Origin of the sequence: Porticoccus sp. W117, from assembly GCF_030341905.1 — a bacterium.
Lineage (GTDB): Bacteria > Pseudomonadota > Gammaproteobacteria > Pseudomonadales > Porticoccaceae > SCSIO-12696.
The window spans coordinates 5,001-24,409 of sequence record NZ_JATAAF010000004.1; the positions used below are offsets into that span (position 1 = coordinate 5,001).

The 19,409-nt window shown below is 54.8% G+C and carries 13 protein-coding genes, 5 tRNA genes and 2 rRNA genes (1 of these 20 only partly in view); all 20 read left to right on the plus strand.

Annotated features, from left to right (window positions below):
• Positions 1 to 1,188, plus strand: a 23S ribosomal RNA gene (locus QSV34_RS04330); it begins 2,064 nt to the left of the window's first position.
• Between the two features lie 165 nt (positions 1,189 to 1,353).
• Positions 1,354 to 1,469, plus strand: a 5S ribosomal RNA gene (gene rrf / locus QSV34_RS04335).
• Between the two features lie 500 nt (positions 1,470 to 1,969).
• Positions 1,970 to 3,115, plus strand: a complete 1,146-nt coding sequence (locus QSV34_RS04340; protein WP_289152321.1) for a pyroglutamyl-peptidase I — start codon at positions 1,970 to 1,972, stop codon at positions 3,113 to 3,115.
• Positions 3,115 to 3,930, plus strand: coding sequence for a sulfite exporter TauE/SafE family protein (locus QSV34_RS04345; RefSeq protein ID WP_289152322.1), 816 nt, complete (start codon positions 3,115 to 3,117; stop codon positions 3,928 to 3,930). Before QSV34_RS04340 ends, QSV34_RS04345 begins: the two co-directional genes overlap by 1 nt.
• Positions 3,923 to 4,903 carry a bifunctional biotin--[acetyl-CoA-carboxylase] ligase/biotin operon repressor BirA gene (gene birA, locus QSV34_RS04350; RefSeq protein ID WP_289152323.1) on the plus strand — a complete coding sequence of 327 codons (981 nt, stop codon included), beginning with the start codon at positions 3,923 to 3,925 and terminating at the stop codon, positions 4,901 to 4,903. Before QSV34_RS04345 ends, birA begins: the two co-directional genes overlap by 8 nt.
• Positions 4,900 to 5,607 (plus strand): type III pantothenate kinase, encoded by a 708-nt coding sequence (locus QSV34_RS04355; RefSeq protein ID WP_289152325.1) that lies wholly within the window; start codon positions 4,900 to 4,902, stop codon positions 5,605 to 5,607. The genes birA and QSV34_RS04355 overlap by 4 nt, the downstream gene beginning before the upstream one ends.
• Before the next feature lie 35 nt (positions 5,608 to 5,642).
• Positions 5,643 to 6,071, plus strand: a complete 429-nt coding sequence (locus tag QSV34_RS04360; RefSeq protein WP_289152327.1) for a hypothetical protein — start codon at positions 5,643 to 5,645, stop codon at positions 6,069 to 6,071.
• Positions 6,072 to 6,128: 57 nt separating this feature from the next.
• A tRNA-Thr gene (locus QSV34_RS04365) sits at positions 6,129 to 6,204 on the plus strand.
• A 145-nt stretch (positions 6,205 to 6,349) separates the two neighbouring features.
• Positions 6,350 to 6,433 (plus strand) — tRNA-Tyr (locus QSV34_RS04370).
• A 263-nt stretch (positions 6,434 to 6,696) separates the two neighbouring features.
• Positions 6,697 to 6,770 (plus strand) — tRNA-Gly (locus tag QSV34_RS04375).
• A 32-nt stretch (positions 6,771 to 6,802) separates the two neighbouring features.
• A tRNA-Thr gene (locus tag QSV34_RS04380) sits at positions 6,803 to 6,878 on the plus strand.
• Between the two features lie 137 nt (positions 6,879 to 7,015).
• A tRNA-Trp gene (locus QSV34_RS04385) sits at positions 7,016 to 7,091 on the plus strand.
• Between the two features lie 40 nt (positions 7,092 to 7,131).
• The gene (gene secE, locus QSV34_RS04390) at positions 7,132 to 7,515 is read left to right on the plus strand and encodes a preprotein translocase subunit SecE (protein ID WP_289152328.1); all 384 of its coding nucleotides are present in this window, start codon (positions 7,132 to 7,134) and stop codon (positions 7,513 to 7,515) included.
• Between the two features lie 21 nt (positions 7,516 to 7,536).
• A complete protein-coding gene (gene nusG / locus QSV34_RS04395; RefSeq protein ID WP_289152329.1) occupies positions 7,537 to 8,070 on the plus strand; it encodes a transcription termination/antitermination protein NusG in 534 nt (177 codons plus the stop codon).
• Positions 8,071 to 8,272: 202 nt separating this feature from the next.
• On the plus strand, positions 8,273 to 8,704 hold the full coding sequence (gene rplK, locus QSV34_RS04400) for a 50S ribosomal protein L11 (RefSeq protein ID WP_289152330.1): 432 nt from the start codon (positions 8,273 to 8,275) through the stop codon (positions 8,702 to 8,704).
• Entirely contained in the window at positions 8,705 to 9,400 is a 696-nt protein-coding gene (gene rplA, locus QSV34_RS04405; protein WP_289152331.1) for a 50S ribosomal protein L1, read from the plus strand.
• Between the two features lie 263 nt (positions 9,401 to 9,663).
• Positions 9,664 to 10,191 carry a 50S ribosomal protein L10 gene (rplJ, locus tag QSV34_RS04410; RefSeq protein WP_289152332.1) on the plus strand — a complete coding sequence of 176 codons (528 nt, stop codon included), beginning with the start codon at positions 9,664 to 9,666 and terminating at the stop codon, positions 10,189 to 10,191.
• A gap of 65 nt (positions 10,192 to 10,256) precedes the next feature.
• Positions 10,257 to 10,637 carry a 50S ribosomal protein L7/L12 gene (gene rplL, locus QSV34_RS04415; protein WP_289152333.1) on the plus strand — a complete coding sequence of 127 codons (381 nt, stop codon included), beginning with the start codon at positions 10,257 to 10,259 and terminating at the stop codon, positions 10,635 to 10,637.
• A gap of 221 nt (positions 10,638 to 10,858) precedes the next feature.
• Complete coding sequence (rpoB, locus tag QSV34_RS04420) at positions 10,859 to 14,938, plus strand: DNA-directed RNA polymerase subunit beta (RefSeq protein ID WP_289152334.1); 4,080 nt, start codon at positions 10,859 to 10,861, stop codon at positions 14,936 to 14,938.
• An 84-nt stretch (positions 14,939 to 15,022) separates the two neighbouring features.
• On the plus strand, positions 15,023 to 19,249 hold the full coding sequence (rpoC, locus tag QSV34_RS04425) for a DNA-directed RNA polymerase subunit beta' (RefSeq protein WP_289152335.1): 4,227 nt from the start codon (positions 15,023 to 15,025) through the stop codon (positions 19,247 to 19,249).
• Positions 19,250 to 19,409 lie beyond the last annotated feature (160 nt).

Here is a 19,409-nt window from a genome sequence, read left to right on the forward strand (position 1 = left end):
GTGATGGGACTTGCTCCCTAAGCTGAGGCTGGCCGAAGTGACCAGGTGGCTGCAACTGTTTATCAAAAACACAGCACTGTGCAAACACGCAAGTGGACGTATACGGTGTGACGCCTGCCCGGTGCCGGAAGGTTAATTGATGGGGTTAGCACTTGTGCGAAGCTCTTGATCGAAGCCCCGGTAAACGGCGGCCGTAACTATAACGGTCCTAAGGTAGCGAAATTCCTTGTCGGGTAAGTTCCGACCTGCACGAATGGCGTAATGATGGCCACGCTGTCTCCACCCGAGACTCAGTGAAATTGAAATCGCTGTTAAGATGCAGTGTACCCGCGGCTAGACGGAAAGACCCCGTGAACCTTTACTACAGCTTTGCACTGAACTTTGAGCCTATTTGTGTAGGATAGGTGGGAGACTTAGAAGCGTGGACGCTAGTCTGCGTGGAGTCGCCCTTGAAATACCACCCTGGTATGTTTGAGGTTCTAACCCAGGTCCGTTATCCGGATCGGGGACAGTGTATGGTGGGTAGTTTGACTGGGGCGGTCTCCTCCCAAAGAGTAACGGAGGAGCACGAAGGTACCCTCGGCATGGTCGGAAATCATGCTATGAGCGCAAAGGTAGAAGGGTGCTTGACTGCGAGACAAACTCGTCGAGCAGGTACGAAAGTAGGTCTTAGTGATCCGGTGGTTCTGTATGGAAGGGCCATCGCTCAACGGATAAAAGGTACTCCGGGGATAACAGGCTGATACCGCCCAAGAGTTCACATCGACGGCGGTGTTTGGCACCTCGATGTCGGCTCATCACATCCTGGGGCTGAAGCCGGTCCCAAGGGTATGGCTGTTCGCCATTTAAAGTGGTACGCGAGCTGGGTTCAGAACGTCGTGAGACAGTTCGGTCCCTATCTGCCGTGGGCGTTGGAGATTTGAGGAAAGCTGCTCCTAGTACGAGAGGACCGGAGTGGACGAACCTCTGGTGTTCGGGTTGTTTCGCCAGAAGCATTGCCCGGTAGCTATGTTCGGACAGGATAACCGCTGAAAGCATCTAAGCGGGAAGCCTCTTCCAAGATGAGATCTCCCTGGGAACTTGATTCCCCTAAAGGGCCGTTAAAGACTATGACGTTGATAGGCGGGGTGTGGAAGCGTTGTGAGGCGTTGAGCTAACCCGTACTAATTGCCCGTGAGGCTTGACCATATAACTGAGGCTGCTGATTGCAGTGACGTTCGGACAAGCATGTAGAAAAGTAAGAAACACACTTGAACAAAGCATTAGAAAGAGCTTAAGAATCTGCCACCCTATTTGGACATGGCACAACGCAGTCACACAGACATAAGACGACAGCCAATCCAAACCCGTTTTCCTGGCGACCATAGAGCATTGGAACCACCTGATCCCATCCCGAACTCAGTAGTGAAACGATGTATCGCCGATGGTAGTGTGGGGTTTCCCCATGTGAGAGTAGGTCATCGCCAGGATTTAAATACAAACCCCCAGTCGCACAGCGGCTGGGGGTTTTTATTTATAGACCTTACGGCCTATTGTTACGGAAAATGGGCCCCATGTGACAAAATCGTCGGGAACGATTTTGGGCGCTGTAGCGAAGCGTAGGCGGGCGTAGCCCGAAGGCCGGGATGGCCTGAGTCACTGTAGGTCATCGCCAGGGTTTATTTAAAACGCCCTGATTCGAGAGAGTCAGGGCGTTTTGCTTTTGTGCTCCGAATACTCTCACACGGGGAAACCCGCTCTATATGTGTGGGGGTTCACTCGGTGCATCCATGCACCTCGCCCTTCGGGCAGCCTGCGGCTGTGCAAAAAGGCTTCCTGCCTTTTTGTCCCAATGTGATGCACGTTGTGGCTAGAAACTTAAAAAGACAACGTCATTGCGAGGAGCCCATAGGGCGACGCGGCAATCTCTCTTGACGGGATGAACACCGAACTACAGAATCATGGCGTCTCGAAATAACTCGGATGGTCTATGAAAAAGCTCATTTCTGCTGTCGCCTTATCGGTGACGATGCCAATGATTTGTTTTGCTGAATCTACGGTTGAGGAGCTGCGAATCGAAAAAGCCAGAAAGGTTATTCCTTCTGTTGTCGATCGCTGGGAAAAAGACCTGAATGGCTTTAAAAGGATGTGGTCTTCCCAAACTAGTAGCTATGCTGGTGCCAAAGCTCTTGCGGAAACTATTGGCGATTACCTATGGACTGAAAGTAAAGCTAATATGCAAGACTTTGACGATCGTCCTCTTTACTGGGCCAGACTTCAGGCTGCAGAAATCTTTCGCATTATAAATCCAAATTTTGCTTTATCGGAAAAACAGCGTCTTGAGTTAGTGGAGATTCTGGAAAACTCAAGCCGCGGCCGCCACGACCTGGAATACCTCACCGATGCCCCATTGAAAATCCTTATCACCGGTTTCGATCCGTTCTTGTTGGATCGAAATATTGAACAGGGCAATCCCTCTGGCATCGCTGCATTGTTGCTAGACGATCAGGTGATCGAATATCAGGGTCGCAGGGCGGAAATAAACAGCGTTATCTTCCCCGTGCGCTTTGAGGATTTCGATCGTGGCGAGGTGGAGACCTTACTGGCCCCGTTCTATGCCCTCAATTCTGTCGACATGGTGGTTACCATCAGTCAGGGGCGCAGCGATTTTGATTTGGAGCGCTTTCCTGGGCGTCGCCGCAGCTCTCAGGCGCCAGATAATCTCAACAAGTATATCGAAGGTGATAAGGCCAGGCCGGTGATTTCCAATGTGGGCCGCTATGGCCTGCAGGGGCCGGAGTTTGTGGAATTCAGTTTACCGGTCAAGGCCATGCAGCAGGCCAAGGGCAAGTACCAAATTAATGATAACCACGGCGTTGAAACTCTTGAGAAGGGTGAATTCGATGCTCGTACACTCAATGAGCTGGCAGGCTCAACCGCTGTGCAGGGCGGTGGCGGCGGTTACCTGTCTAACGAAATTTCCTATCGCAGTATTCGCCTTCGCAATATGTTGGGCTCACAAATTCCCACTGGCCATATACATACTCCGGTTCTGAAAAAGGCATCGCCGGAACAGGCCAGGCCGATTTTCGAACAGATTAAAGCCATGCTGGAGCGGGCACTGCCAACCCTTTAATGGAAATATATACCCTTTACTTGTTGTTAGGCGTACTGGCTGGCTTTGTGGGCGGTTTGCTTGGCTTGGGCGGTGGTGTTGTTATTGTGCCACTTTTGATTATTGCGTTTACCGCCCAGGGGTTTGATGACAGCACTCTTACCCACTTGGCCATTGGTACCTCATTGGCAACCATTGTAGTGACTTCCATCAGTGCCACCTGGGTACACCACTGCAAGAAAGCGGTGCTTTGGTCAGCGTTTGTTCAGCTGGCGCCGGGGGTTGCTCTGGGTGCGGTGCTGGGAGGAGTGATTGCCGCGCTGTTGTCTGGCGCTGTTTTGCAGCTGATCTTTGGTGTCTTGATGGTGGCCGTGTCCATACAGTTTGGCTTGGGAGTGAAACCTGCTGCCCACCGCAATTTACCCGGCGCTTTTGGCAATACTTCGGCAGGCTCTATTATTGGCGTGCTCTCGGCGCTTTTTGGCATAGGCGGAGGCTCACTGACCACACCCTACTTGTTGTGGTGTAACGTTTCCATTCATCGCGCCATTGCCACCAGCGCCGCTTGTGGTCTGCCAATTGGGCTTTTCTCTGCGGCCAGCTTTATGGCTGCCGGTTGGGAAAAAGAGTTACCAGCGGGGTCTCTGGGTTTTGTGTATATGCCGGCATTTCTGGGCATCGCCATTGCGGCAACTCTCAGCGCCCGCTGGGGCGCTGCATTGGCACACAGGCTTCCGGCGCAATTGCTAAAGCGCTTGTTTGCCTTGGTGATACTGGCATTTGGCATACGTTTTATCTGGCTTAATGCTGCGGACCTGTGGGGGAATAGTGTCTGATTCAAGCGTTAAATTGATCGATGCTCTGGCGGATGGTCAGTTCCACTCCGGAGAGGAGCTGGGTGCGTTGCTGGGCATTAGCCGTACTGCGGTCTGGAAACAGGTGCAAAAGCTCGTTGAGCTGGGGCTTGAGGTGGACAAAATCAAAGGCCGGGGTTACTGCGTTCCTGGCGGTATTGAACTGTTCTCCGGCGAGCGTATCCGCTCTGATTTGTTACCCGCTGCGGAGCCACTGCTTGCCAGGCTGGATATTTTGACCACCACGGATTCTACCAACAGCGTTGTTCGCCAGCTGGCAGAGGAAGCTGATGCCAGCGGTTGTGTTGTTCTCGCAGAGCAGCAGACAGCGGGCCGGGGCAGGCGCGGGCGCCAGTGGGTAAGTCCCTTTGCCCGCAACCTCTATCTATCTGTTGCCTGGGGTTTTGAGGGTGGCGCTGCGGCATTGGAAGGCCTGAGCTTGGCTGTGGGTGTTGCGGTAAAGCGTGCAGTGGCCAGCCTGGGTATTTCCGGGGCGCAACTGAAGTGGCCCAACGATATTCTGTTTAATGGAAAGAAAGTGGCGGGCATTTTGTTGGAGATGATCGGTGACCCGGCGGGCTTCTGTCAGGTTGTGGTGGGCATCGGTATTAATATTGATATGCCTGAGAGTAAAGGCGCCGATATTGACCAGAGTTGGACTGACCTCAGGCGGGTCAGTGGCCAGAGTGTTTCCCGCAACCAGGTTGTCGTTGCCTTGTTGAATGAGTTATTACCCATGCTGGCCAGTTATCAGAAAAAAGGCTTTTGCCATTACCGGGAAGAGTGGCAGGGCAGCGATGCGTTTCGCGGTCAGCCGGTGGAGCTGGTCATGGCGAAAAACTCGATTAGCGGTATTGCCAATGGGGTTTCTGAAACCGGTGCTATCGGCTTGTTAGTGGAAGGAGAGCAGCGTTATTTCAATGGCGGAGAAATTTCCTTGAGGGGCGCGCAGTGACAGCAATACTGGATATTGATATTGGCAATACCCGGACGAAATGGCGCTGTGGTGAACAGCGTGGGGTTGTGGCCCGTGATGAGAGTTGGGGGGCTGGCCTGGCGGCACTGAAGGTTTGCCCCGGTCGTGTTCGCGTGGCCAATGTAGCAGGCCCGGATATTGAAGCTAATTTGGCTCGCTGGGTGTCGGATAACTGGGGCCTGCCCCTGGAGTTGGCAGTTACCAGCCACTCTGCTGCTGGAGTAGGGTGCGGCTATCCGGATCCAACGCAATTAGGCATTGATCGCTGGTTGGCGATATTGGCGGCTTCACTGAGAGTTTCTGGTGGCGTAGTAGTAGTCAGTGCCGGCAGTGCTGTGACAGTGGATATTCTGACAGACGCAGGCAACCACTTGGGAGGTTATATCGTCCCTGGTTTGGAGATGCAGCGCAGAGCTCTGTATGCCGGTACCAGCCAGGTAAAAGTCGCCGGCCAGTGGCAAGGGGCGAGGCGTATGCCGGGTAGTAGTACGGTCGATGCGGTGCTCAATGGTTGCTTGGCGATGGTGGTTGAATTGGTTAGCTGTGCTCGCAAGGAGCTGTCTGATAAGGCTCCGGTGCTGCTCAGTGGCGGAGATGCAGAATACCTGCTGCCCCATTTGGGTGGTGAGGTTGAATGGGTGCCTGAATTGGTGCTGGATGGTTTGGCTGTTCTGATGCCCTGAGTTGTTTTCGGGCAATATCTATAAAGGAAGACTCTATGCGCTGGTTTTTGGCCGTGCTGCTGTTGGCAAATGCAGTGGCGTTTTACTGGTTTGTGTCGCAGCCGGAGGAACTTGACTCACCTGTGGTCCCTGTTGATAAAAATGTGTCGCAGCTAATCTTGCTGTCTGAACGTGCTGTAGCGGAAGTGCCTACGGGCGAGTGTGTAGTGGTGGGGCCGGTTACCGATTTGGCTTTGATCGAGCCTCTTTCCGCTGGCCTCACGGCACGAAATGTGGCTCATCAGCGCTGGTCACAAAGTGCTGGAACTGATATCGATAGCCAGGTTTACTGGCTGCAATTCGCTGTTTCGCTGGAATCTCGATTGCCGCGGCGTTTTTGGTTCGAACTCCTCTCCCAAAGCCCAGATACGGAAATTTCCCAAAAAAGCTGTACAGCGGTTGCGTCCACGAGCGACTTCCCCTAGAATCCCGCCTCCGTTTAATCGCAAGCCCTTTTGAAGGGATGTTTGCAAGCGGTAAAAGCTGGTGTAGCTCAGTTGGCAGAGCAGCTGACTTGTAATCAGCAGGTCGTAGGTTCGACTCCTATCACCAGCTCCATTTTTTGTAGCCCTTTGAAGCACTTAGATGTTGACAGGGCGAGGTTGGATAAAGAAAATGTCCGGCCGTTTTTGCTGGGCTTCCTTGGGTTTGAGTGACCAAAAGGGCTTGCTTGGCATTGAAGCAGTTTTTTTGAAGTAAGTTTGCTGGGGTTCCCGAGTGGCCAAAGGGATCAGACTGTAAATCTGACGCGAAAGCTTCGGTGGTTCGAATCCACCCCCCAGCACCATATTCGAAGGGCAGGATGCCCGAAGTAGTTCGCCCCAGGTAGGGGTTGGTAAAAACAGTTTTGCGCCGGGCTTTCTCGTAATAAAAGCGAGTGGCCAAAGGGATCAGACTGGCTTTTTATGCGCCGCAGGCGCTCTGACGCGAAAGCTTCGGTGGTTCAACAAATTTGCAGGAGCAAATTTGAGCAGCGCGTAGCGCTGACCCGAAGGGCGGAGGGCAGGAAGCCCGGAGTAATCGAGCCCAGCACCATTTTAAGTAAGTTCGGCGGGTATAGTTCAGTGGTAGAACGTCAGCCTTCCAAGCTGAATATGCGGGTTCGATTCCCGCTACCCGCTCCAGCTTTTGCTGGGGCTGTTTGTTAAAAGTTAGCGCTCTTGTAGCTCAGTTGGTAGAGCACACCCTTGGTAAGGGTGAGGTCGGCAGTTCAAATCTGCTCAAGAGCTCCAGATTTTCCCGCGGAACTGCTTGTTTCGCCGGGATTTTTTGGCATTTAAAAATCCGCCAGGCGTTGCGAGAAGTTGCTCAAGTGGCTGATTTTTAAAGAAGTAAGCCCGGTTGGTGGAAGATTGGGTGATTGATTTACAGGCCAGTAGTTCAATTGGTAGAGCGTCGGTCTCCAAAACCGAAAGTTGGGGGTTCGAGTCCCTCCTGGCCTGCCATTTACGGTAGTGAAGCAGTTAGCAGAGTAGGAAAGCGTTGATGAGCGCGGTAAGCGAAGAGAAAGAATATCAGCTGGATGGTTTGAAGTGGCTGCTGGTGGTTGTACTGCTGGTTGCTGGCATCGGCGGTAACTATTACTTCGCCAATATGGCGGAGAGCGACCCCGGCCTGTTGTACCGCGTACTGGGTGTTCTGGCTCTGTTTGCCATGGCTGCTTTCGTGGCGGCCAAAACGGCCAAAGGCGCAGGTTTTGTTGCTCTGTTTCGCGGTGCCCGTACCGAGCTGCGCAAAGTGGTGTGGCCCACTGCTCAGGAACGCAACCAAACCACATTGATGGTGCTGGCCGTTGTGATTGTTATGGCACTGCTGTTGTGGGGTTTGGATGCACTGTTTGGTGCGTTGGCCAAGTTGGTGATCGGTTAAGTCTGTTAATAGGGTTTGAGAATGGCCAAGCGTTGGTATGTGGTACACGCCTATTCGGGCTACGAAAAGAAAGTTGCCGCCAGCCTGCTGGAGCGTATTGCCCTGCACGGTATGGAAGAGCAGTTTGGCGAAGTGCTGGTGCCCACTGAGGAAGTGGTGGAAATGCGCGCCGGCCAGAAGCGCAAGAGTGAGCGCAAGTTTTTCCCCGGTTATGTGCTGGTGCAGATGGAGCTCAGCGATGACAGCTGGCACTTGGTAAAAGAAACCCCTCGTGTGATGGGTTTTATCGGTGGTAAGGCGGACAAACCCGCTCCGATTACTGAGCGTGAAGCGGAAGCCATTCTGCAGCGTATGCACGATTCGGAAGAAAAGCCGAAGCCCAAGACCATGTTCGAGCCGGGCGAAGTTGTGCGTGTTATCGATGGCCCTTTCAACGACTTCAATGGCGTTGTGGAAGAGGTCAATTACGAGAAGAGCCGCCTGCACGTGGCAGTGTCCATCTTTGGTCGCACCACGCCGGTTGAGCTGGAATTTACCCAGGTCGAGAAAACCTGAGTGTAGGGTGGGTTAGCGTAGCGTAACCCACAATGCTGTACGGAAGCGGAGCGCTGGCGGATTACGCTGCGCTAATCCGCCCTACGAAGATAAAATTTTAAGTGCCTTGCCGAATGGGTCGGCAGGGCGGGGAGCCTGAGACGGTAACTGTTGCCACGGCAGCATTTATCTGAGGCGCTAACCACCCATCTGGAGTGAAACCATGGCTAAAAAAGTCGAAGCTTATATCAAGCTGCAAGTGAAGGCCGGTCAGGCCAACCCAAGTCCCCCTGTTGGTCCCGCGTTGGGTCAGCACGGCGTAAACATCATGGAATTTTGTAAGGCGTTCAACGCCCAGACTCAAGGCATCGAGCCCGGTCTGCCGGTTCCTGTTGTGATCACTGTTTACAGTGACCGCAGTTTCACCTTCATTATGAAGTCGCCGCCTGCCGCTGTACTGCTGCGCAAGGCCGCTGGCATCAAGAAGGGTAGTGGTCGCCCCAATACCGACAAGGTAGGCAAAGTGACCCGTGCCCAGCTGGAAGAAATTGTAAAAACTAAAGAAGCCGACTTGACGGCTGCTGATATGGACGCCGCTGTGCGCACCATCGCTGGCAGCGCCCGCAGTGCCGGTATCGAAGTGGAGGGTGTGTAAATGGCCAAGTTGTCCAAGCGCCAACGCGCTATCCGTGAAAAAGTAGAAGCTGGCAAGCAGTACCCAATGGCTGACGCTGTTTCCCTGCTGAAAGAGCTGTCTACTGTGAAGTTTGCCGAAACTGTTGATGTGGCGGTAAATCTGGGTATCGACCCCCGTAAATCCGACCAGGCTGTACGCGGCGCTACCACCCTGCCCAACGGCACTGGTAAAGACGTTCGCGTTGCCGTGTTCACCCAGGGCGATGCTGCTGAAGCGGCCAAGGCTGCCGGTGCCGATATCGTCGGTATGGAAGACCTGGCTGAGCAAGTGAAAGGCGGCAACCTGGATTTTGACGTGGTGATTGCCGACCCCGCCGCTATGCGTGTTGTTGGTGCTCTGGGTCAGATCCTCGGCCCTCGCGGCCTGATGCCGAACCCGAAAACCGGCACCGTAACCCCTGATGTGGCCACTGCGGTGAAGAACGCCAAAGCCGGTCAGGTTCGCTACCGCGCTGACAAAGCCGGTATCGTTCACGGCGGCATTGGTCGCGTCAGCTTTGAAGAAGGTGCTCTGAAAGAGAATCTGGAAGCGCTGATCGCTGACCTGAAAAAGGCCAAGCCGGCATCCGCCAAAGGTGTGTATTTAAAGAAAGTGACCCTGTCCACCACCATGGGCCCGGGCATCGCTATCGACCAGTCTTCTCTGGATATCTGATCCGGTAAAGACGAAAAGAACTTTGGGGTCTGCCTTGTATTTTGCAGTTGCAGGCAGGCCGTCAAAGACCGTAGGTGAGGCGCAGATCAGCAGTAACTTCTTTATGAGGAGTTTGAACCGCAACTCTTAATTCCCTACGCAGACGTGTGACCCAAATCAGCATTCTTGTAACGTAAGTTGCAGTTTAAGAACGCTGGATTTGATCACCGAAAACGGGTTGGGAATGTTCCCAATCTTTAACTTCAAATCCAGGAGAGAAATAAGTGGCTATTGGACTCGAAGACAAAAAAGCGATCGTCGCTGATGTTAACGAGACTGCAGCTAACGCGCTGTCACTGGTAATTGCCGACGCACGTGGTGTGACTGTCGGCGCTATGGACGCCTTGCGCAAGCAAGCTCGCGAGAATGGTATCCACCTGCGTGTGGTACGTAACACTCTGGCGAAGCGCGCTATCGAAGGCACCGAGTTTGAATGTGTATCTGAATCACTGAAAGGCCCCAGCCTGTTTGGATTTTCTATGGAAGATCCAGGCGCTGCTGCTCGACTCTTTAAAGACTTCGCTAAAGAAGAAAAAGAGTTCGAGGTTAAGGCTCTGTCTGTGGGTGGCAAGATGCTGGACGCCGGTCAAATCGACGTTCTGGCGAAAATGCCTACCCTTGAGCAGGCCCTCGGCATGCTGGCCAACGTTATGTTGGCGCCGGTTACCAAAGTGGTTCGCACCTTCAACGAAGTGCCCAGCAAGGTTACTCGTGTTGTTGCAGCTGTTCGCGACCAAAAAGAAGCGGCCTAACTTACGTAAAAGTAAGCAGGCAGCTTTTTGTTACTAAACTTTTTAATTTGTTAGGAGAATGAGTAATGGCTCTTTCTAAAGACGACATCCTGAATGCAATCGCCGAAATGTCCGTAATGGACGTTGTTGAGCTGGTTGAAGCCATGGAAGAAAAATTTGGCGTTTCTGCCCAAGCCGCTGTTGCAGTTGCTGCTGCTCCTGCCGCTGGTGGTGAAGCTGCCGCTGCTGCTGAACAAACTGAATTCGACGTTGTTCTGTCTTCCGCTGGCGACAAGAAAGTAAACGTGATCAAAGCCGTTCGCGCTATCACCGGTCTGGGCCTGAAAGAAGCCAAGGCTATGGTTGACGGTGCACCTTCTGCGGTTAAAGAAGGCGTTTCCAAAGACGACGCTGAAGAAGCCAAGAAGCAGCTGGAAGAAGCTGGCGCAGTTGTCGAGCTTAAGTAAGTTCGATTCTGTGTACGCGGCCTAACTTGTTTTAGGCGCGAGGCTGGTGGGCATTTTGCCCACCGGCCTTTTCCCGCTTCAGGCGTTGTACTTTTTTGCAGCACTTTTTCAAGCCCGAAGCGGCGATATTCAAGACGTTATGGCAGTGATGCGGTAACGAATGGGCCCGGCCACTGAGGCCGGACTCTACACAAGCACAGTAGTACGTACGGGGAATGCAGATGCCTTACTCATATACTGAGAAAAAACGTATTCGCAAGGATTTCGGCAAGCTGCCGCAGGTAATGGAATTGCCATACCTGTTGGCCATTCAGCTGGACTCCTTCCGCCACTTCACACAATTAGGCCTGCCCGTCGAAGAACGGCAGAAAACCGGTCTGCACGCCGCTTTGAATTCCGTATTCCCCATTGTCAGCTACTCTGGCAATGCCGCTTTGGAATACGTTGACTACCAGCTGGGCAAGCCCGTCTTCGACGTGGAAGAGTGTAAGCTGCGCGGCGTTACCTACGCTGCCCCGCTGCGTGTCAAAGTGCGCCTGGTGATTTACGACAAAGAGTCGTCCAACAAAGCCATCAAAGACATCAAAGAGCAGGAAGTCTACATGGGCGAAGTGCCCCTGATGACAGACACCGGCACCTTTGTGGTGAATGGCACCGAGCGTGTGATCGTTTCCCAGCTGCACCGATCCCCCGGCGTGTTCTTCGACCACGACAAGGGCAAGACTCACTCCTCCGGTAAATTGCTGTACTCCGCGCGCATCATTCCTTACCGCGGCTCCTGGCTGGACTTCGAGTTCGACCCCAAAGACCTGGTGTATGTACGTATCGACCGCCGCCGCAAACTGCCGGCGACTATTCTGCTGCGCGCACTGGAATACAGCTCCGAAGAAATTCTCGACCTGTTCTTCGACACCACCAACTTCAGCGTGGATCTGAAGAAAGAAGTCTTCAAAATGGAACTGGTGCCGTCTCGTCTGCGTGGTGAGATTGCTGCTTTTGATATTAAAGCGGGCAAAAAGGTACTGGTTGAACAGGGTCGCCGCATTACCGCTCGCCATATTCGTGAGCTGGAAAAAGCCGGCACCACCGAGCTGGAAGTGCCTACCGAGTACCTGCTGGGTCGCGCTCTGGCGAAAGACATTATCAATAAAGAAACCGGCGAAGTGCTGCTGGAATGCAACACTGAAATCACCGCCGAGGTGTTGACTCAGTTGGCAGAAGCGGAAGTGACTGCCATTGAAACCCTGTACACCAACGATCTGGATTGCGGTTCCTTTGTTTCCGATACCCTGCGTATCGATCCGTCCCGCACTCAGCTGGAAGCGTTGGTGGAAATCTACCGCATGATGCGCCCGGGCGAACCGCCCACCAAAGAGTCTGCGGAAGGCCTGTTCCAGAACCTGTTCTTCAGCCCTGACCGCTACGACCTGTCTGCGGTTGGCCGTATGAAGTTCAACCGCCGCCTGGGCCGTGAAGACGAAACCGGCAGCGGTGTACTGGATCGCGAAGACATTGTTGCTGCGCTGAAAACCCTGATCGATATCCGTAACGGTAAAGGCACCGTCGACGACATCGACCACTTGGGTAACCGCCGTATTCGCTCTGTGGGTGAGATGGCAGAAAACCAGTTCCGTATTGGCCTGGTTCGCGTTGAACGCGCCGTGAAGGAACGCCTGTCCATGGCGGAATCCGAAGGTCTGATGCCTCAGGACATGGTGAACGCCAAACCCGTTGCTGCGGCCATGAAAGAGTTCTTCGGTTCCAGCCAGCTGTCCCAGTTTATGGACCAGAACAACCCGCTGTCTGAGGTGACTCACAAGCGTCGTATCTCTGCGTTGGGCCCAGGTGGTCTGACCCGTGAGCGCGCTGGCTTTGAAGTGCGCGACGTACACCCGACTCACTACGGTCGTGTATGTCCCATTGAGACGCCGGAAGGTCCAAACATTGGTTTGATTAACTCCCTGGCCACCTACGCCTGCACCAACAGCTACGGCTTCCTGGAAAGTCCGTACCGCAAAGTGGTCAACGGCAAGGTCACCAAAGACATCGAATACCTGTCCGCCATCAACGAAGGCGAGACCGTGATTGCCCAGGCGTCTGCGGAAGTGGACAGCAAAGGCAAGCTGGTGGAAGAACTGGTTTCTGTGCGTCACCAGGGCGAATTTACCGTTAAGCCGCCAGTGGATGTTCAGTATCAGGACGTATCCCCGCAACAGGTTGTGTCTGTGGCTGCGTCACTGATTCCGTTCTTGGAGCACGATGACGCCAACCGCGCCCTGATGGGGTCGAACATGCAACGTCAGGCGGTGCCGACCCTGCGTGCCGACAAGCCTGTAGTGGGCACCGGTATGGAGCGTTTTGTCGCCCGTGACTCCGGTGTGTGTAAGGTAGCCAAGCGCGGCGGTGTGATTGAAAGCGTTGATGCCGGTCGTATTGTGGTTCGCGTTAGCGATAAGGAAGTAGACGCCGGTGACGCCGGTGTGGATATCTACAACCTCACCAAATACACCCGCTCCAACCAGAACACCTGCATCAACCAGCGCCCCATTGTGCGCACTGGTGATAAGGTAGAGCGCGGCGACATTCTCGCCGACGGCCCGTCCGTTGACCTGGGTGAGCTGGCCCTGGGCCAGAACATGCGCATCGCGTTTATGCCCTGGAACGGCTACAACTTTGAGGATTCCATTTTGGTATCCGAGCGCGTGGTAAAAGAAGATCGCTTTACCACCATCCACATTCAGGAACTCACCTGTGTGGCTCGCGACACCAAACTGGGTTCTGAAGAAATCACCGCAGATATCCCCAACGTGGGCGAATCTGCGCTGTCTCGTCTGGACGAGTCCGGCATCGTATACATCGGTGCTGAGGTCAACGCCGGTGACATTCTGGTGGGCAAGGTTACGCCGAAAGGTGAAACCCAGCTGACTCCGGAAGAGAAGCTGCTGCGCGCGATCTTTGGTGAAAAAGCCTCTGACGTAAAAGATACCTCCCTGCGTGTGCCTTCCAGCACCAAGGGTACGGTGATCGACGTGCAGGTATTCACCCGTGACGGTATCGAACGCGACGCCCGCTCTCTGGCCATCCAGAAAGCCGAGTTGGATCAGTTCCGCAAAGACCTGAACGACGAATACCGCATTATGGAAAACGCCACTTTCGAACGCCTGCGCACCGCGCTGGTGGGCAGCAAAGTGGTTAAGGCGCCGGGCCTGAAAAAAGGCGACGAGCTCACCGATGCGGTAGCCGCCGATTACGACAAAGACGCCTGGTTCAGCGTGCGCATGGCCGATGAGGCTCACAACGAGCAGCTGGAACGTGCCGAAGAAGGTTTGAAAGAGCGCCGCGCCATTTTGGACGACCGCTTTGAAGACAAGAAAGGCAAGCTGGAAACCGGCGATGACCTGGCGCCCGGCGTACTGAAAATCGTCAAGGTGTACCTGGCGGTTAAACGTCGCATCCAGCCCGGTGACAAGATGGCCGGTCGCCACGGTAACAAAGGTGTTATCTCGGTAATTATGCCGGAAGAGGATATGCCTCACGACGCCAATGGCGAGCCGGTAGACATCGTTCTCAACCCGCTGGGTGTACCGTCCCGTATGAACGTGGGTCAGGTACTGGAAACCCACATGGGTCTGGCTGCCAAGGGTCTGGGTCGCAAGATCGACAACATGATTAAAGAGCAGAAGAAAGCCGCTGAACTGCGCGAGTTCCTGCAAGAGATTTACTCTTCTGGCGCCAGCGCCGCTCCGGCTGACCTGAAAAAGCTCAACAACGGCGAAATCATGGAGCTGGCCAACAACCTGCGCGGTGGTGTGCCTATGGCCACTCAGGCGTTTGACGGTGCCAAAGAAAGCGAGGTGAAAGAGTTGTTGAAGCTGGCTGATCTGCCGGAATCCGGTCAAATGACTCTGTTCGATGGCCGTACTGGCGACGCCTTCGAGCGTCCGGTAACCGTTGGCTACATGTACATGCTGAAGCTGAACCACTTGGTGGATGACAAGATGCACGCCCGTTCCACCGGTTCTTACAGCCTGGTTACCCAGCAACCGCTGGGTGGTAAGGCGCAGTTTGGTGGCCAGCGCTTCGGTGAGATGGAGGTGTGGGCATTGGAAGCATACGGTGCCGCTTACACCCTGCAAGAGATGCTGACCGTGAAGTCGGACGATGTGAATGGTCGTACCAAGATGTACAAGAACATCGTGGACGGCGACCACCGCATGGAGCCAGGTATGCCGGAGTCCTTTAACGTACTGGTTAAAGAAATCCGCTCACTGGGCATCAATATCGAGCTGGAGAGCGAATAAGCCCTGGGCTTGATCGCATAAGAAATAGCAAACCCCGCTACTTTACGTAGCGGGGCAACTAGACTACCCACTGGAGGAAAGACCTTGAAAGACTTACTGAATCTTTTGAAGTCTCAGGACCAAACTGGCGAATTCGACGCAATCCGTATCGGCTTGGCGTCACCGGACATGATTCGCTCCTGGTCGTTTGGCGAAGTCAAAAAGCCGGAAACCATCAACTACCGTACCTTCAAGCCAGAGCGCGAAGGCCTGTTCTGCGCCAAGATTTTTGGCCCGGTAAAAGACTACGAGTGCCTGTGCGGCAAATACAAACGCATGAAGCACCGCGGTATCGTGTGCGAGAAGTGTGGCGTTGAAGTCACCCTCGCCAAAGTGCGTCGCGACCGTATGGGCCACATTGAACTGGCTTGCCCGGTTGCCCACATCTGGTTCCTGAAATCCCTGCCGTCCCGTATCGGCCTGCTGCTGGATATGACCCTGCGCGAAATCGAGCGGGTGCTGTACTTTGAATCCTACGTGGTTGTCGATCCCGGCATGACCACTCTGGAGCGCGGTCAGCTGCTCAACGACGAGCAATACTTCGAAGCTCTGGAAGAATTTGGCGACGAGTTCACCGCTCTGATGGGTGCGGAAGCCATCCAGCAGCTGATGAAAGACATCAGCCTGGAAGACGATATCGCTGAGCTGCGTGAAGCGATTCCCGCCACCAACTCCGAAACCAAGATCAAGAAGTACTCCAAGCGCCTCAAGCTGCTGGAAGCCTTCTACAACTCCGGCAACAACCCGGAGTGGATGGTGATGGAGGCGCTGCCGGTTCTGCCGCCAGATCTGCGCCCGCTGGTACCGCTGGACGGTGGCCGTTTTGCCACATCCGATCTGAACGACCTGTACCGTCGCGTGATCAACCGTAACAACCGACTGAAAAGGTTGTTGGAGCTGAACGCCCCCGACATCATCGTGCGCAACGAAAAGCGCATGCTGCAGGAATCTGTGGATGCATTGCTGGATAACGGTCGTCGCGGCCGCGCCATCACTGGTTCCAATAAGCGTCCGCTGAAATCTCTGGCCGACATGATCAAAGGTAAGCAAGGTCGCTTCCGTCAGAACCTGCTGGGTAAGCGTGTTGACTACTCCGGTCGTTCCGTGATCGTGGTTGGCCCCACCCTGCGCTTGCACCAGTGCGGTCTGCCCAAGCGCATGGCTCTGGAACTGTTCAAGCCGTTTATTTTCGCCAAGCTGGAAGGTCGTGGCCTGGCCACCACCATCAAGGCCTCCAAGAAAATGGTGGAGCGCGAAGAGCCGGTTGTTTGGGACATCCTTGATGAAGTGATTCGCGAGCACCCGGTACTGCTCAACCGTGCACCGACCCTGCACCGTTTGGGTATTCAGGCGTTTGAGCCGGTACTGATTGAAGGTAAAGCCATTCAACTGCATCCGCTGGTGTGTGCTGCGTACAACGCCGACTTCGACGGCGACCAGATGGCGGTACACGTGCCGCTGACTCTGGAAGCCCAGCTGGAAGCCCGCGCGTTGATGATGTCGACCAACAACATCCTCTCGCCTGCCAACGGTGAGCCCATTATCGTGCCGTCGCAAGACGTGGTTCTGGGTCTGTACTACATGACTCGCGAGCGCATTAACGCCAAGGGCGAAGGCACTCTGTTCACCGACGTGAAAGAAGTGTCTCGTGCTTTCTACAGCAAGCAGGCTGACCTGCAAGCTCGTGTAAAAGTGCGCATCGACGAAGTAACCTTCGACGAAGACGGCGAGCGCCAGGAGCGCAGCTTTGTAGCCGACACCACCGTAGGTCGTGCCCTGCTGTGGGACATCGTGCCCCAAGGCCTGCCGTTTGAGTTGGTGAACAAGGCGATGGTGAAGAAAGCTATCTCCAGCATTATCAACGAGTGCTACCGTCAGGTTGGCCTGAAAGATACTGTTATCTTCGCCGACCAGCTGATGTACACCGGTTTTGATTTCTCCACTAAGTCCGGCGCCTCCATCGGCGTGAACGACTTTATGATTCCCGACGCCAAAGCGGAAATCATTGGCCGTGCCGAAGACGAAGTAAAAGAAATCGAAGCCCAGTTTGCTTCCGGTCTGGTAACTCAGGGCGAGAAGTACAACAAGGTGGTGGATATCTGGTCTCGCGCCAACGACCTGGTGGCCAAGGCGATGATGGAAGGCATTTCTTCTGAAACCGTCACCAACCGCGATGGCGACGATGAAGATCAAGATTCCTTCAACTCCGTATTTATGATGGCCGACTCTGGCGCCCGGGGTTCACCCGCGCAGATTCGTCAGTTGGCGGGTATGCGTGGCCTGATGGCCCGCCCGGATGGTTCTATTATCGAAACGCCCATTACCGCCAACTTCCGTGAAGGCCTGAACGTACTGCAGTACTTCATCTCCACCCACGGTGCTCGTAAAGGTCTGGCGGATACCGCCCTGAAGACCGCCAACTCCGGTTACCTGACCCGCCGTCTTGTAGACGTGGCTCAGGACGTGGTTGTGGTGGAAGACGACTGTGGCACCAACAAAGGCCTGTTGATGACGCCAGTGATTGAAGGTGGCGACATCATCGAGTCCCTGGGTGATCGTATTCTGGGCCGTGTTGTGGCTCAGGATGTACTCAAACCCGGCAGTGACGAAATCGCTCTGCCCGCTGGCACCATCATCGATGAGAAGTGGGTGGAGCGCATCGAAGCACTGGGTATCGACGAAGTTCTGGTTCGCTCTCCGATTACCTGTGACACCCGCTACGGCATCTGTGCCGAGTGTTACGGTCGCGACCTGGCCCGTGGTCACAAGGTTAACTCCGGTGAAGCAGTGGGCGTTATTGCCGCTCAGTCCATCGGTGAACCCGGTACCCAGCTGACCATGCGTACCTTCCACATCGGTGGTGCGGCGTCCCGTGCTTCGGCAGTGGACAGCATCCAGGTGAAGCAGGAAGGTGTGGTTCGCCTGGTGAACGCCAAGGTGGTTGAGCGCGAAACCGGCGAGCTGGTTTCCGTATCCCGCTCCGGTGAGCTGGCGCTGGCAGACAAGAACGGTCGTGAGCGCGAGCGTTACAAGCTGCCTTACGGTGCCGTTATCAAGGTTAAAGAGGGCGCTTCCGTTGCCGCTGGTGATGTAGTGGCCAACTGGGATCCGCACACTCACCCGATTATCTCGGAAGTATCCGGTAAGGTGCAGTTCTCTGGTATGGAAGATGGCCTCTCTGTTCGTCGCACTACCGATGATATGACCGGTTTGACTAGCACCGAAGTACTGGACCCCAACGAGCGCCCGGCGGCCGGTAAAGACCTGAAGCCTTTGGTGACTCTGCTGGACGACAAAGGCAAAGAGCTGTGCTTCCCGAACTCCACGGTTCCGGCGCACTATGCACTGCCCGCCAAGGCGATTGTGATGTCCACCGACGGTGGTCAGATCGGCGTTGGTGAGGTGATTGCCCGTATCCCGCAAGAAAGCGGCGGTACCAAGGACATCACCGGTGGTCTGCCCCGCGTGGCCGACCTGTTCGAAGCCCGTAAGCCGAAAGACCCAGCCATCTTGGCAGAAATCTCCGGTACCGTGAGCTTCGGTAAAGAGACCAAAGGCAAAAATCGTCTGGTTATCACACCTAAGGACGGTCAGCCGTTGCCCGATGGCAGCACCCACTACGAAGCACTGATTCCCAAGTGGCGTCAGCTGGGCGTGTTCGAAGGTGAGCACGTGGAGAAGGGTGAGGTGATCTCTGAAGGTCCGGATAACCCCCACGATATTCTGCGCCTGCTGGGTGTGGACGCGCTGGCCAAGTACATCGCCAACGAGGTGCAAGACGTTTACCGCCTGCAAGGTGTGGGCATTAACGACAAGCACATCGAAGTGATTGTTCGCCAGATGCTGCGCAAGGTAGAAATCACCGATATGGGTGACTCTCCGTTCGTGAAAGGCGAGCAGGTGGAGTTCAACCGGGTGATGGAAGTGAACGAGCAGCTGGAGCTGGACGGCAAGATTCCCGCCAAGTTCGAGCGCCTGTTGCTGGGTATCACCAAAGCGTCGCTGGCCACTGAGTCGTTTATCTCTGCGGCCTCCTTCCAGGAGACCACCCGTGTACTGACCGAAGCTGCTGTTACCGGCAAGCAAGACGGTCTACGCGGTCTGAAAGAGAACGTGGTGGTTGGCCGCCTGATTCCGGCGGGTACCGGTCTGGCGCACCACAAACAACGTCGTGCCGAGCGCGAAGCGGAGCAGGCCGAAGGTCTGGCCGTAACCGCCAGCGATGTGGAAGCAGCGCTGAGCGAAGCCCTGAGTTCCAGCGGCGAAGAGTGATAAAAACACTGTCATCCTGAGGGAGCGGAGCGACCGCGAGGATCTCGTTCCGCACCGGTGACAGCGCTTTCAGAACACGCCGTGCTTTTTTGCATAAGAAAGTGTCCATGTAGGCTCGTTGTCAGCGTCCCTGCTGACAACGGTTCTGAAAGCGCTCTCA